This is a genomic window from Tigheibacillus halophilus (genome assembly GCF_042683165.1).
GTDB lineage: Bacteria > Bacillota > Bacilli > Bacillales > Amphibacillaceae > Tigheibacillus > Tigheibacillus halophilus.
This window is the reverse complement of record NZ_JBHUIZ010000018.1, coordinates 51,084-66,233: the sequence shown is the minus strand read 5'-3', so window position 1 is coordinate 66,233 and position 15,150 is coordinate 51,084. Positions and strand designations below refer to the sequence as shown.

Here is a 15,150-nt window from a genome sequence, read left to right as displayed (position 1 = left end):
GTTCCACTCCTTATTTTAACCCATAATCTTTTTCTATTCAATGAATCTATTTATACATTAATGAAAAATATGGACAACCGGTTCTTTCTCATCTGCATCACGATAAATCAAGCTCTCATTCTGGGTACTGGATTTGACGTTGATTTCCAGATCATAGTGCCCGGTCAGGATTTCCTTCGCCGCCCCAAATGCATACTGTGAAAATCCAAGCACTTCGCCTTTTCCATTGAATTCAAGTGGTATTTCCAGCGTAAGACGCTTCATCTCGCCATTCACATAGAATCCTTTTCCTATGACTCCTACATAATTGGGAAAGTATTTAGCTACTTCATCAGAAAAAGCCTTCACCATCTGTGCGTCGTCAAAATATTTATCGTTGGCATGAGAGGATGGGAACATCACGAATTCTTCCTTGATAGATTTCCATTTCCCGAAGCTTGATGAACCCTTCTCAACAAAGGATTCCTGTACAAAGTTTCCCGGTACCGGGGATTCCTGCTCTTCCTCTCGATAAATGGTAAACAGGATCGGCACGTTTTTCAGGCCATCCATTTGGCGCACCCTTTTCAGAATGGTATTCGCGATTTGATGTCCTTGTTCAAGCATCTCTTTTTGTGATATTTTTCGGTATTTATACGGACCGCCTGTTTCCGTCTGGTAACGATATACCGATTTCATCGCAAGTGCGATGGAAACTCCCTGCAGCCTTGCCGTTCCGTCTTTTCCTTCCTTTAAAAAATTCTGCTCCAAAATATGTGATAAATATTTCGGATTTTTTTCCTGCTGCTCTTTACTTTGCTCATCTTCAATGGAAGGATTCAACCCTTGCTGTAACTCATGCTTTACCTTCTCTTCGTTCACTGTGTAGCCATTCTTTTTCAGATCCGAAATTTGAGAAGAGGATTCTTTTTCAAGCTGTTTCTTGGTGAGTTTACGTCCCAGCCAGTCATACACCATATCTTTGTCCAAGTACTGCCCCTCTTGAAAGTAATACGTTTCGGGATCAAAAAATTCTTTAGAATGCCTTCTAAGTCCCTCTTCCACTTCATCGATATCCATCCGGTTGGCCAACTGTCCTACAATGACACCTCTTGCCTTACTTGGCTTATACGGCAGAATCATACGGTAGTTCTCTTTGGAAAGCTGATAACTTGGTACAATAGATGTTTCTTTTTTTGATTTTTCATTTTTGACTACTTGCTCTTCTTTCATTTTTGGTGCACACCCTGATAAAAGAAGGAGCGCGCACACCACTATTGCGATAATTTTTTTCACGGTTCCCTGCTCCTTATGCTTCTGATGAGTAATCTCGGCTACTCTTCATCCAATGCTGCCTTAAATTGTGCTTCGTCCCAAACAGCGACTCCCAATTTGACAGCTTTATCATATTTTGAGCCGGTAGCTTCGCCTGCAATCACGATGTCGGTGTTTTTGCTGACACTGCCGGTGACACTGCCGCCGAGCGCCTCGATTTTCTCTTTTGCTTCCTGGCGGGTAAATTCCTCCATTTTCCCGGTCAATACAACTGTTTTTCCGGAAAATATGGTATCTTCGGCTTGCTGTGAACTTGTACTGCCTTTGTAAACCATGTTAACACCAAGTTCTTGCAGATGCGACAGCAAAGTTTCCACTTTTTCCTCAGAAAAATATTGTACAATGGAATCAGCCATCTTTTCTCCGATTTCATCTACGGCCACCAAATCCGCAAGGCTCGCCTTCTTCAACTGATCCATCGTTTTAAATTGTGCAGCTAGGATTTTGGCTGCCTTGGCGCCGATAAAACGGATGCCAAGACCGAACAGTAATTTTTCCAGGGAATTTTCTTTCGATTTTTCAATCGCTTCGAGTAAATTGCTGACGGATTTCTCACCCATTCTTTCCAAACGCAGCAACTCATCTTTATCTAAACGATAAACATCTGCAATCGTATGGATCAGTTTCTCATCGAACAGCTGCTGAATCACTTTTTCTCCCAGACCATCGATATTCATCGCATTCCGGGAAACAAAATGGATCAACTCTTCCTTGATTTGGGCCGGGCAATCAGGATTGATGCATCGTAGTGCGACTTCTCCCTCTAACCGTACAAGTTCGTTTCCGCAAACCGGGCAATCTGTCGGCATTTGGAAAGACTGTTCATCTCCTGTACGCTGTTCTTTTACCGATCGAACCACTTCCGGAATGATATCTCCAGCCTTCTTCACAACTACCTTGTCGCCGATACGAATATCCTTCGCCTGGATCAAATCCTCATTATGCAATGATGCCCGCTGGACAGTGGTTCCGGCAACCCTGACAGGATTGAGGATTGCTGTCGGTGTGATGACGCCAGTACGTCCAACACTCAGTTCAATATCCCGCAATGTCGTCAGTACTTCTTCAGCTGGAAATTTATAGGCGATTGCCCATTTAGGACTTTTAGCCGTATAGCCCAGTTCTTCCTGTTGGTCAAGATCATCTACCTTGATGACAATGCCATCAATTTCATAGCTCAAATTCGGCCGCTCTTTCGACCAATCATCCACGTATTTCAAAACTTCATCTATGCTGTTGCATTTTTTCCATTCTGGATTCGTCTTCAATCCAAGCTCTTTCATATATTCCAAACGGCCGCTGTGCGTTGTGATCCGTTTCCCTCGCCACTCTCCTACGCCATACAGGAAAATGTCCAAATTCCTCGATGCAGCTATTTTCGGATCGAGTTGCCGCAGCGAACCCGCAGCAGCGTTCCGTGGATTGGCGAATGGCTCCTGTCCCTGCTTTTCCCGAATATTATTTAACGCAAGAAAAGATTTATGAGGCATATATGCTTCACCGCGCACCTCAATCGTATTTTTTTCAGCGATGGACAATGGGATGCTGCGAATCGTACGCAAATTGCCTGTAATATCTTCCCCTACTGTCGCATCGCCGCGGGTCGACCCAAGCACAAACTTTCCATCTTCATATCGTAAAGATACAGCGAGTCCATCAATTTTCAATTCACATACGTAGGAAAAATCGTCACCAAGACCCTGGCGTACACGACGGTCGAAATCTCTCAGTTCATCCTCGTTGAATGCATTACCAAGGCTAAGCATCGGGATAGTATGCCTGACCTTCACGAAGCCTTCCAGCGGCTTGTCCCCGACTCGTTGTGTCGGAGAATCAGCGGTGATCAGCTCAGGAAATTGTGCTTCCAGCTCCTGGAGCTCACGCAGCCTTTGGTCATATTCAGAATCAGGCACGCTTGGATTGTCCAGCACATAATAATCATAACTATACTGGTCCAACTTTTTTCGTAACGCGAGAATCTGTTCTTCTGCCTGTTGTTTATCCACTGATTCAGCCTCCTATATTACTGTTTCTCAATCGGGGCAAATTTCGCAAGCAGACGCTTGACACCAACCGGCGCCGGGAATGCTACATCCAATTCCATGTTGTCTCCATCTCCCTGGACCTTGACAACGGTGCCTACACCCCATTTTTTATGACTAGCTTTGTCCCCAGGATTCCACGATTTGTTTTCGGCACCTGTCGTTTTCTGCAAACGTTGCGCCTGACGTTTCGGTGCTGTCTCAGCTTGCTTTTGGCCTTGACTGAATCCTTTGCGGAATGTACCAAACATGGCTTCCCTTGCCTGTTCGATGCCATCGATCAACTCTTCCGGGATCTCATTGATGAATCGGCTAATTGGGTTCATATTCGTACGTCCGTAAATGGTGCGCATCTTCGCATGCGTCAAGTAGAGAATTTTTTCCGCTCGTGTAATACCTACATATGCAAGACGGCGCTCTTCTTCCATTTCATCATCATCAAACATTGAACGACTGTGTGGAAATACATTTTCCTCTAGACCGATTAGGAAAACTACCGGAAATTCCAGACCTTTCGCAGCGTGAAGGGTCATCAGGACTACCTTGCTGTCATTGTCAGGATCCTCTTCGTCCACTTTGTCGATATCGGCAATCAAAGCCAGATCTGTCAAGAAGGCAAGCAATGTCTTGTCCTCTTCCGCTTTCTCTTCAAAATCATGAGTAACCGTTTTGAATTCCTCCAGGTTTTCCAAACGGCTTTGTGCTTCAATCGTTCTTTCATTTTTCAAGGTTTCTTCATAGCCGGTTCTTTCCAGCACAGCCTCTACCATATCGGTAGCTGTTAAAAATTCCTGCTGCTGTGACAGGGTTTGAATCAAATGAGCAAAGCCGTCCAAAGCATTGGCAGCTTTTTTAGAGACCCCAGTATACTGGACCTCCTTCACCGCATCAAATAAGGAAATGCCGTGCTGAGTGGCATAGGCCGCGAGTTTTTCCATGGAGGTTTTACCGATGCCGCGTTTCGGTTCGTTGACCACACGAGTGAAGCTGATATCATCATTCGGATTCGTGATCAAACGAAGATAAGCGATCATATCTTTGATTTCTTTGCGGTCATAGAACTTCGTGCCGCCCACCATCTGATAGCCGATTCCCGATTTCATGAACGTATCCTCAATTGCACGTGACTGTGCGTTCGTCCTGTACAGGATGGCCATATCACTTGGCTTGTAGCCTTCTTCGCGGATGAGCTGCTGAATCTTATCTGTGACAAACAGCGCCTCTTCCTGCTCTGTCGATCCTTGGAAATAACTGATTTTAGCACCATCCGGATTTTCAGTCCATAAGTTTTTAGGCTTGCGGCCGCTGTTATTGGCAATCACTTTGTTAGCCGCTTGCAGGATGGACTTCGTCGACCGGTAATTTTGTTCCAAAAATACCGCCCTGGCGGATGGATAGTCTTTTTCAAAGGATAAGATATTGGTAATATCAGCACCCCTCCAGCGATAAATCGATTGGTCGGAGTCCCCGACAACGCACAGATTCTGAAAACGGCTTGCCAGCAGCTTTACCAAATAGTATTGCGCATGGTTCGTATCTTGATACTCATCGACATGGATATATTGAAAGCGGCGTTGATAGTATTCCAGCACTTCTGGCACCTTTTGAAACAGATTGATCGTCTGCATAATTAAATCGTCAAAATCAAGTGACTGGTTTTTACGCAAAATCTTTTGATAGCCTTCATATACCTGTCCAACCTGGCGATCGTAAAAATTACCCACTTTTTCATTGAACTGCTCGGGTGTCACCAGCTCATTTTTCGCTGAGCTGATTTGGCTCAGCATGGCTCTCGGTTCGAATTTTTTCGGATCGATGTTGCGGTTTTTTAACACTTGCTTGATGACTGAAAGTTGGTCACTGCTGTCCAGGATGGTAAAAGCGCGGTTATATCCAATTCGGTCGATATCTCTGCGTAAAATTCGTACACACATGGAGTGAAAGGTTGACACCCACATATTGTCGCCTGCAGCACCCACCAGCCGCTGCACCCTTTCTTTCATTTCTCTGGCAGCTTTATTGGTGAAGGTGATGGCAAGGATATTTCTTGGTGAGACATCCTTTTCATTCATCAGGTAAGCGATGCGATGTGTCAGCACACGCGTCTTACCACTCCCTGCCCCTGCCATGATCAATAGCGGTCCTTCTGTGTGCTTGACAGCTTCTTGTTGTTGTTTATTCAATCCTTTTAATAAATTGTCTCTTGTCGGATTCATCTTCCTGGCACCACCTTTTCAAAATGAGGAATATGCATCACTGTTTCACGGCCTTGACCGTCTTCAATGCCTCTTTTAAATTACTGTAAATACTGTTGCCAACGATAATCGTGTCAGCATGTTCTTTCATTTCCCGAGCTTGCTCGGCCGTTTCGACGCCCCCGCCATAAATGAACTGTGTCTTGTTCAATTCATTTTTCACCTTTGCGGCAAGCTCCGCACTGCCATATTTGCCACTGTATTCTAAATAAAACACTGGCAGATGGAAGACATGCTCAGCCATATAGGCATAGGCCAGCACATCCTCTTCCATCGGCAGCTGGCAGCTCGTCTTCTGGAAGGCCTTGCAGTCTGGATTCATAATACAGTAGCCTTCCATGAAAATTTCGTCCCAGTTCATGATATCTCTATATTCTTTAATGGCCTCATGCTGTTTGCCCAAGATCCATTGTTTATCCGTACTATTTAAAACCATCGGTACCAAATAGCCATCAAATCCGGGAGTGAGTGCTTCCATGTCTGAAATTTCCAGAAAACAAGGCACCGTATATCTGCGGATGCTCGACAATAACTCAAGGACGTTGTCAAGTGTCACATCATCCGTACCGCCGACAATGATTGCATCCGTACCTGATTCGCATATTTGTTCCAATGCTTCATCTGAAATCTCTTTATTAGGATCAAGCTTGAAAATATGTTTCCATTCACTTAATTGTGTATACACAGATTTGTCCTCCATTATTATGTTCCATTATTTCATTATAGCAAAAATCCGATTATGAAAAGAGTGATATGGAAAAGTTTTTTTGCTTGGGAAGCGGGGACCGATTGGGGTGCGGGATTGGCGGTTTTCAAGCGAAAAGAACCGAGTGGTGAGCAAAGGTATTATTTTGCGGGCAGCCACCCATGATCAGGAGGATCTCTAATTTGGGCAAGTTGGTTACTTAGGCTGGCGAGCAGTGTTTCCGCATCTGCAAGGGCAACATCCTCTTGCTCCCGAACAAAGATCCTTTTTCTAAGTAACACCCCATCCAGCAAATCAAACTATCACAATCAAAACAGGTGCCGACTTTCAGCGTTTATATCACGCCGTCAGTACAGCACCTGTGTAACAGTCATTCATTATCCGATATATTTTTTTCATCCAGGCGTTTCAACACTAGGTCGTATCCGTCGCTGCCATATTTGATACAGCGTCTGACTCGGGAAATAGTTGCGGTGGATGCATTGGTCTCTTTATCAATCACACTGTACGTATGGCCATCGCGCAGCATCTTGGCCACCTGCAAGCGCTGGGATAATGATTGTATCTCGCTCATGGTCGCTACATCATCAAAAAATTGATAGCATTCATCACGGTTCTTCAAAGATAGAATCGCATCGAAAAACCGATCAAGCTGCTCTCCTCGCAATTTATCAATTTGCAAGTCAACCCCCTCCTCCTATTCAAAATCCGATAACATTTGCAAAAAAAATCGGGAATGACAGGGCATCTCTACTATGATAATACCTGTTTTTGTCGAAGTTGTCACTTTTGCTTATCTGATCGTCGAAGGAAATAACACTTCTCTTTTTTTAACATCGACGATACCTTTTTGGGTAATCCGAATATACGGCAGATGTGTTGATGACAAGAAGAGGATGCTGTATACCGGATCGCCGAATGAATAGCCGTACTTCTCAAGACAAGCTCGCAAAGCTTCTTCTTTTTCTATCAGCTCTGGCATTTTGCCTTCAAACATGATACCACTGAGCTTTAATGGGATTTCCACCAGGATTTCCCCCTCATGAGCAATTACAATGCCGCCGCCAATTTCTTTCAACCTGCGAAAAGCCAGCAGCATATCATGTTTATTTTTGCCGATGAATACCAGGTCACCAGTTGTGGAATAGGAGCTGGCAAGACCTCCTAACGTTTTCGTAAAACCGCGAAGGGTTGTATTGGATCGCCATTGCCCATTCCGGTCCATCAGTAAGAGAAACGCATCATCACGATTTTCAGGAAGCTGATCGGGCGTGATATCCGTTTGAATGGCATATGGTTTCATGATGACATCGTTGACCATATCCAGCCCAATCGGCAAGGAAAATTGCAAATCGCTGAGTGACAAATCCCAGGACAAATGGAAACGATCTAAATCATATTTCTGCCAATCTATCGTCGATTCCATCTTAAGTACCTTACCGGCTTTTCTGATCCATTTCCCCTTGGCAAGAACACTTTCCGGGTCAGGATCTGTTTTATCTAATAAAATATTGATATGGGCAAGTCTTCCCGGAGCAATACTGCCGATTTTTTCTTCTAAATGCAGATGCTTGCTCGGATTGTAGCTGCCCATCCGATAGGCATCTGCAAGTGGTACTCCTTTATCAATGGCGATCTTAATGCAGCGATTGATCAAACCCTCTTTATAAAACGCCGGTGTGGCACCATCTGTAGTAAAGGATAGACTATCAAATACGTCCACGCCTTCTGCCAAAATCTCATCCAGCAACCTAGGCAGATCAGGTCTGATAGAAGAATGTCGCAATCCGGTTTGATATCCTAATTCCATACGTTTGATGACATCTTTTCCCGAAATAGACTCGTGGTCAGCATTGACGCCGAGCAATTTCAATTTCGTCAGCGTTTTTTCAGACGCACCCGGAAAATGACCTTCAATTGGCTTGCCAAGCTGTTTTGCCTTTTGCATCCAATATAGCAAGATATCATCACCGTTGAGCAGGCTTGGCCATGAGGTCAACTCTCCTCCCTGCACGACAGAAGGATGCTTGAGCCATGCGAGTACATCCTCCGTATTGAATAGAGCCTCTTCGTCATGAAGGACAGTTTGTGAATCAAAACGTGCCCACCAATACATGGATACCGGCAGCTCATCAAATTCCCCAATCAAAGAAAACGCTTTCTTTTTGTCTAACAAAAACCGCCACATCAAGTTGTCGTTCACCAATGTTGTTGTTCCAAATGTTGCAGCGTGTATGGCGAGAGATTCCGGATTATATAGTTGAAACGGGTGTGCATGCATTTCCACATACCCAGGAACAAGATATTTTCCACTGCAATCCACAATCTCCGTGTCTTCACAGTTGCTTGGCATTTTTTCGCCCACATAAACTATTCGATCGCAGTAAATCCAAATATTGGCGTTTAACCATTTCTTCGTATACATATTCAAATAGGTACCATTTTTCAGTACAAGTGTCGGCGCTGTTATGCCATCCATGATACTTACATGTTTTCGCAAATCTCTGTTTCTCCAAAAGCCGTTTTCCAGCATAATCAACACTCCAATGACTAACTTTATAAATATATTGTATGATACCTATTGTATCATATTTCAGCTTTTATACTGCAAAGTTTCATCATATTAAAGTGAACATTTGGTGACGTTTTCATGCAAAGGCGCCAAGCTGCTGACATTGCCGAAAAATATAGTTTTAAATTCAACATCAGCATGAAATAGCTTGCCCTGCCTTAGACTCATCGTAGCGCTTTGTCGCATTGTCACCCTGCAAACGTTATATATTTCAAGTTTTTTTCTGACAATCAAAAAACAAGCCCAGGCACACGCATGCCCGGGGGTGTTTTTATGATGGTTGCGGTGCTATCTTCCAATATCACTTCGAAAAATGAATCCCTCACTCGTATTTAACGCAGTGATATTTTCATAGACATTCATCGCGGCTTGGTCTAACGTTTCCGCCAGACTGCCGACAAGTAAAACACGTCCGCCGGATGACACTAGCCGCTCCCCATCTTGTTTGACACCTGCGAAATTGACAAAACAATGATCAGTTGCTGAACAGGAAGGAATCGGAACGTTTCTCTGATAGGTGGCCGGGTAGCCTGCTGCAGCAAGAACGACACCGGCACAAGATTGATTCTTCCATTGCAGACCGGGATCTTTACCTGCCAGGACATCTTCCAGCACTTGCAATAGGTCATTTTTCAGAAGCGGCAAAACGACCTGGGTTTCCGGATCGCCAAATCTCGCATTAAATTCAATCACTTTGATACCTTTATCCGTCAGCATCAGCCCCGCATATAAAATTCCCGTAAATGGCTTGCTTTCCATAACCATTGCATTGGCAGTCTTCTCCAGTACTTCTTCATATGCAGTGGCTAAAACGTCATCCGTGATCTCTGTTATCGGTGCGAATGCTCCCATGCCGCCTGTGTTTGGACCCTGATCATGGTCAAACGCACGTTTATGATCCTGGGCAGCAATCATTGGAAAAACACGGTCATGATGAACAAAAGCCATCAGGGAAAATTCCCTTCCTTGCATATATTCCTCCACAACGATAGCAGCTCCCGCTTCAGCAAATGCTTTATCAACCAGCATATGATCAACAGCCCGACAGGCTTCATCAACCGTTTGAGCGACTACCACACCTTTTCCCGCTGCAAGACCGTCTGCTTTGACAACGATTGGCGCACCCATTTCATGAATGTAAGCTTTCGCTTTTTCAGCGGTTTGAAAAACTGCATAATTGGCTGTCGGCACCCCATATTTCACCATCAAATCTTTAGCGAACTTTTTGCTCCCTTCGAGTAAAGCTGCTTCTTTGTCAGGAGCAAAAATAGCTAGGTTCTCCTCCTGAAACTTGTCGGCGATACCTAGCATCAGTGGAACCTCAGGCCCGACAATGGTCAAATCAATCTTATTTTGTTTCGCGAATGCTACCAAACCATCCAAATCATTCTCCATTATATCAACGACGGTCGCTTCTTCCATACCGGCATTTCCTGGAGCCGCGAATAGTTTCCCCACACGCGGACTGGCGGCTATTTTTTGAACCAAACTGTGTTCACGTCCACCGCGGCCGACAATCAAAATATTCATATTCACATTCCTCCTGTGAATTAAAATCCTATCGAGTTTGTGGCGAGCAACATTAGCTCGCTGTTAAGCAGGAAGCGTTTTTCACGAGCAACACCCACTCACAGGCAGCTACCAGTCATCTTTATCGATCGCCATGTTCCCACTACTTCCTAATGTTTAAAGTGTCTTGTGTTCGTATAAACCATGGCAATACCGTGTTCGTCGCAAACTGCCACGGAATCCTGGTCTCTTTTGGATCCGCCAGGCTGAATGATTGCGGCTATCCCTGCTTTCGCAGCCGCTTCTACCGTATCCGGCATTGGAAAAAATGCATCGGATGCCATCACCGCTGTTTGGGATTTTTTACCGGCTTGTTCCAAAGCGATCAAGGCTGCACCGACTCGGTTCATTTGACCTGCCCCAACACCAAGCGTCTGCTGATTTTTCGCAACGACAATTGCATTGGATTTCACATGCTTGCATGCTTTTTCAGCAAATAGCAAGTCTTGCATTTCTGTATCTGTCGGCTTCCGCTTGGTTGGATAAGAGAAATCAGCTGCGTGCAATACCTTGCTGTCACTTGACTGTACCAAAAGGCCGCCTTTGACAGAGGTCAGCTTCATCAAGGCAGTTGATGCACCATTCATTGCCAACGTGAGCAAGCGGATGTTTTTCTTTTTGGTCAGTATCTCTTTTGCTTCCGATGAATAGGCAGGGGCGATGACGATTTCCAGGAAAATGCTGCTTAGCTTTCCTGCCAATTTCGTCGTGACCTCCCGGTTGACTGCAACAATTCCGCCGAAAATAGAAATGGGGTCTGCGGCATACGCCTTCCCGAAAGCCTCCTCAATGTCCGTACCCGCACCGATGCCGCATGGATTCATATGCTTTACAGCAACTGCTGCAGGTTCGCTGAACTCTGCAAGCATCTCCAAGCAGGCATTCGCATCTTGAATGTTATTGTAGGACAACTCTTTTCCATGCCATTGCTCCGCAGCGGCCAGACTCATCGGCACCGCCAGCGGCGTTTGATAAAAAGCAGCCGTCTGATGTGGATTCTCCCCGTAGCGAAGATCTTGGACCTTTTCATATGTAACAGTAAAATCTTGAGGATAGGCTTGGTCGGTCTTATCTGAAAAATATTGAGCGATCAATGCATCATATTGGGCTGTGTGTTGAAAGACTTTCGCTGCCAGCCTTTGGCGAAACGCTTCAGTTGCTTGGCCAGAAGCTAGTCTATCAAGTACATTTTCATAGTCTTCCGGATTAACTATCACGAGTACATCCTGATAGTTTTTGGCTGCAGCCCGCAACATGGACGGCCCTCCGATATCAATGTTTTCAATGATTTCTTCATGAGATGCGTTTTCTTTAGAAACCGTCTCTTTAAATGGATATAAATTGACTGCCACGATATCAATCTGTTCAATGTTGTTTTCTCGCAATTGTTGTTGCTGAAGTTCATCGTTTCGTTTATTCAAAATACCTCCGTGAATAAGCGGATGCAGCGTTTTTACACGTCCATCGAGGATCTCTGGAAAACCCGTGACCGTTTCTACGCCTGTTGCTTCAACACCAGCTTGCTGCAGTGCAGCCAATGTACCTCCTGTTGAAATGATTTCGAACCCTAGTTTCTGCAAGCCAGACGCAAATTCGACAATTCCTCTTTTATCTGAAACACTGATTAATGCACGTTTTTTCATCACTTTCCTCCTGCCTTTCTTCCCATGTTGTATAGGTTGTTGTCAATGCCCGCAACATCAAAGTCCATTACTTCGCGATAAAAGCTTATTAATTGTTTCCGGATATAAACGATGTTCCACCGACTGGATGCGCTTGGTTAATTGCGACAGGCTTTCGCCCTTTTTCATTTTCACAGCTTGTTGTGCGATAATCTGACCCGTGTCCATGCCGGAATCAACGAAATGGATGGTCACCCCTGTCACCTTCACGCCTGCTCGAACTGCCTGTTCAATGGCCTCTTTTCCAGGAAATGCCGGCAGTAAAGATGGATGGATATTGATAATTCTGTTGGGAAAAACAGATAACAGCGTATCCCCGATCAGACGCATATATCCTGCCAGGAATATCCACTCCACTCGATGAACTTGCAGCTGTTTCAGCACCTTCTTTTCATACGCCGCTTTACTTGGAAAGTCCATTGGAGGGCGGGCGTAGACCGGAATATGGTATTTGTCCGCAATCTCGATGACCTTAGCATCTGGACGGTCACAAACGAGCAATACGATTTCAGCTTCCAGAAATTTTTTCTGAAGCATGGCTTGAAAATTACTTCCCGTTCCGGAGGCGAACACGGCAGCTTTCACTTTACTCATGGCAGGAAATGCACTCCTTCTTCGGCAACAGTCTCGCCGATTACAAATGCTTTTTCTCCCATTGTCTCTGCCAGTTCCAAGATATTATTTACATCCGCCTGCTCCACAACGAGCGCCATACCAATCCCCATATTGAAAACCTCGAACATATCTTGTGCTGGAATCTGTCCATGCGTTTGTAAAAATGTGAAAATGGATGGCACTTCCCAGGCATCTTTTTGAATGGCCACACCAATACCATCTGGCAGCATTCTTGGCAAATTTTCATAGAAACCGCCGCCTGTAATATGTGAGATTCCCTTTAATCGGCAATGCTCCTGCATTGCAGCGATCAGCTTGGCATAAATTTTCGTCGGGCACAGCAATTCTTCACCTAGTGGACGATGCAGTCCCGGGTAGACCTTTGTCAAATCCATCTCTTCCACTATCGCTCTTACAAGAGAATAACCGTTGGAATGAATGCCGCTCGCGGCCAAGCCAATCACTGCGTCACCTTTCTGAATGGTGCTGCCATCAATGAGCTGCGATTTTTCGGCAATCCCCACCGCAAAACCAGCCAAATCATATTCCTCCGCTTGATACATACCAGGCATCTCTGCCGTTTCTCCCCCAATTAGTGCTGCACCTGCCTGTACACAGCCTTCTGCAACACCGGAAATGATTTGTTCTATTTTCTCCGGTTCATTTTTTCCACAGGCAATATAATCAAGGAAAAACAGTGGTGCTGCACCTTGTGCCGCCACATCGTTGACACACATGGCAACCAAGTCGATGCCGATGGTTTCATGCAGGTCCATTTGCTGTGCCAGTACCAGTTTTGTTCCCACGCCATCTGTTCCGGAAACCAGCACAGGCTCCCGATAAGAAAAACTGCTCAGATCGAACATACCAGCAAATGCTCCTAATCCACCGAGTACCTCCGGTCGTGTGGTTCTGCTTATGTGCTTTTTCATCCGTTCAACAGCCTCATATCCTCGTTTGACATCCACACCAGCATCTTTATAAGAATGTGTCATTGGTTCCTCCTGATTTCCTCTGTTATGATCGTACTTTTTCTTGCAGCAGTATGTCTGCCCCGACTGGGTAATTGCCTGTAAAGCATGCATTGCATATACCCTTATCGGGATTTTTTTTGGCAGCAATGATAGCCTTTTCCAAACCTTCCGGAGATAAATAAGCCAGACTGTCTGCACCGATTGCTTCACACATGCCATCTAATGTGTGATTTGCAGCAAATAATTCCTCTGTTGTCGACATGTCGATACCATAATAACATGGGTGTTTAACCGGAGGTGAAGCAATCCTGACGTGCACCTCTGCTGCGCCAGCCTCCTTCAGCATCCTGACTATTTTTTTTGACGTCGTTCCTCTGACAATGGAATCATCGACCATGACGACTCTCTTTCCTGCGACGATGCCTTTTACAGGAGATAGCTTCATTTTAACCCCTTGTTCACGTAATTCTTGAGAGGGTTTGATAAACGTCCGCCCGACATAACGGTTCTTGATCAAACCGATTTCATAAGGAAGGTGACTTGCCTCTGCATATCCGATTGCAGCTGAAATACTGGAATCCGGTACACCAGTCACGACATCTGCCCGAACGGCTGCTTCTTCTGCAAGTTGCATGCCCATGCGCTTCCTCGCAGCATGGACATTAATATGCTGTAAATCACTATCCGGCCGCGAAAAATACACATACTCCATGGCGCATAAGCGCTGCCGTTCAGATGGTATAACCGCTTTTCGCTGCCAGCCTGCAGCATCAATTCGTATCAGATCCCCTGGCTGCACTTCGAATATTTTTTGTGCACCAATCAAATCGAATGCACAGGATTCTGAAGAAACGACATATGCGTCCTGCAGTCTGCCGATTGTCAATGGCCGGATGCCTTGTGGATCCAGCGCGATATACATGCAATCCTCTGTCATTAACATAAAAGCGTAGGCCCCAATAATTTTACCAAGCGCGTCTGCTATAGCGGCCTCGTTCACAACCGCTCCATGACGTCTGATCAAATGCGCCAGCAGCTCCGTATCAGCATCCGTCTGGAAAATGCTTCCTGATGCTTCCAATTCTCCCCGCAACGCATGGGCGTTCATGATATTACCACTATGAACGATAGCCATACTTTCTTTTTGCGATTGAAAAAGATGCGGCTGCACATTATCGAAGCCTTGATTGCCGTTGATAGCATAGTGTATCTGTCCAATTGCATTTTGACCTGCCAGCCTGTCTAATTCACCCCGGCTGAAAACATCATTCAACAACCCAACATCTTTATGAATTTGCCACGCTTCGCCGCCGCAAGCGACAATCCCCGCACCATCCTGTCCCCGGTGCTGCAAGGCATGCAAAGCATAGTACGTTATTTCCGCTGCTTTTTCATGTCCCCATATTCCAAACATCATGTCG

The 15,150-nt window shown here is 45.3% G+C and carries 11 protein-coding genes; all 11 read right to left on the bottom strand.

Features of this window, described 5'->3' with window-relative positions:
- Window positions 1-57: 57 nt before the first annotated feature.
- The gene (locus tag ACFSMW_RS19250; protein ID WP_390357936.1) at window positions 58-1,275 is read right to left on the bottom strand and encodes a CamS family sex pheromone protein; all 1,218 of its coding nucleotides are present in this window, start codon (window positions 1,273-1,275) and stop codon (window positions 58-60) included.
- A gap of 38 nt (window positions 1,276-1,313) precedes the next feature.
- The gene (gene ligA / locus ACFSMW_RS19245) at window positions 1,314-3,320 is read right to left on the bottom strand and encodes an NAD-dependent DNA ligase LigA (protein ID WP_390357935.1); all 2,007 of its coding nucleotides are present in this window, start codon (window positions 3,318-3,320) and stop codon (window positions 1,314-1,316) included.
- A gap of 17 nt (window positions 3,321-3,337) precedes the next feature.
- Window positions 3,338-5,572 carry a DNA helicase PcrA gene (gene pcrA / locus ACFSMW_RS19240; RefSeq protein ID WP_390357934.1) on the bottom strand — a complete coding sequence of 745 codons (2,235 nt, stop codon included), beginning with the start codon at window positions 5,570-5,572 and terminating at the stop codon, window positions 3,338-3,340.
- A 37-nt stretch (window positions 5,573-5,609) separates the two neighbouring features.
- Window positions 5,610-6,296, bottom strand: a complete 687-nt coding sequence (pcrB, locus tag ACFSMW_RS19235; protein WP_390357933.1) for a heptaprenylglyceryl phosphate synthase — start codon at window positions 6,294-6,296, stop codon at window positions 5,610-5,612.
- A gap of 391 nt (window positions 6,297-6,687) precedes the next feature.
- Entirely contained in the window at window positions 6,688-6,999 is a 312-nt protein-coding gene (locus ACFSMW_RS19230; protein WP_390357932.1) for a YerC/YecD family TrpR-related protein, read from the bottom strand.
- A gap of 111 nt (window positions 7,000-7,110) precedes the next feature.
- Window positions 7,111-8,850, bottom strand: coding sequence for an adenine deaminase C-terminal domain-containing protein (locus ACFSMW_RS19225; RefSeq protein WP_390357931.1), 1,740 nt, complete (start codon window positions 8,848-8,850; stop codon window positions 7,111-7,113).
- Window positions 8,851-9,177: 327 nt separating this feature from the next.
- A complete protein-coding gene (gene purD / locus ACFSMW_RS19220) occupies window positions 9,178-10,419 on the bottom strand; it encodes a phosphoribosylamine--glycine ligase (RefSeq protein WP_390357930.1) in 1,242 nt (413 codons plus the stop codon).
- A gap of 149 nt (window positions 10,420-10,568) precedes the next feature.
- Window positions 10,569-12,101, bottom strand: a complete 1,533-nt coding sequence (gene purH / locus ACFSMW_RS19215; RefSeq protein WP_390357929.1) for a bifunctional phosphoribosylaminoimidazolecarboxamide formyltransferase/IMP cyclohydrolase — start codon at window positions 12,099-12,101, stop codon at window positions 10,569-10,571.
- Between the two features lie 57 nt (window positions 12,102-12,158).
- Entirely contained in the window at window positions 12,159-12,734 is a 576-nt protein-coding gene (purN, locus tag ACFSMW_RS19210; RefSeq protein WP_390357928.1) for a phosphoribosylglycinamide formyltransferase, read from the bottom strand.
- Window positions 12,731-13,750, bottom strand: coding sequence for a phosphoribosylformylglycinamidine cyclo-ligase (purM, locus tag ACFSMW_RS19205; RefSeq protein WP_390357927.1), 1,020 nt, complete (start codon window positions 13,748-13,750; stop codon window positions 12,731-12,733). Before purM ends, purN begins: the two co-directional genes overlap by 4 nt.
- 22 nt (window positions 13,751-13,772) lie before the next feature.
- Window positions 13,773-15,143 (bottom strand): amidophosphoribosyltransferase, encoded by a 1,371-nt coding sequence (gene purF / locus ACFSMW_RS19200; RefSeq protein WP_390357926.1) that lies wholly within the window; start codon window positions 15,141-15,143, stop codon window positions 13,773-13,775.
- Between the last annotated feature and the right edge of the window lie 7 nt (window positions 15,144-15,150).